This window comes from Bradyrhizobium uaiense (assembly GCF_010811875.1).
Lineage (GTDB): Bacteria > Pseudomonadota > Alphaproteobacteria > Rhizobiales > Xanthobacteraceae > Bradyrhizobium > Bradyrhizobium uaiense.
Genome location: NZ_VKHP01000812.1, coordinates 1 through 247 on the forward strand (window position 1 = coordinate 1; position 247 = coordinate 247).

1 pseudogene is annotated in these 247 nt (G+C 59.1%); it reads left to right on the top strand.

What is annotated here, in order from left to right:
• A pseudogene (locus FNJ47_RS47555) lies at window positions 1-247 on the top strand (IS701 family transposase); the annotation flags it as partial.

Sequence of the window (247 nt, forward strand, 5' to 3'; positions counted from 1 at the left end):
CGGTCGATGTGAAGCTCATTTGGCCGATTACCAAAGTCCGCGGGAAACCACGAAAGCACCACGTGCCCGATATCTTATCAATTGCAGCAGAACACATGCTGGCCAGCGCCAAATGGAAAGCCGTGAGCTGGCGCAGCGGGACCAAAGGTCGGTTGAAAGCCCGATTTGCTGCTGTCCGTGTCCGCACCGCCGACGGACCTCCGCAGCGGATATGGGATAAGGGTCAGCAGCATCTCCCCGGCGACGA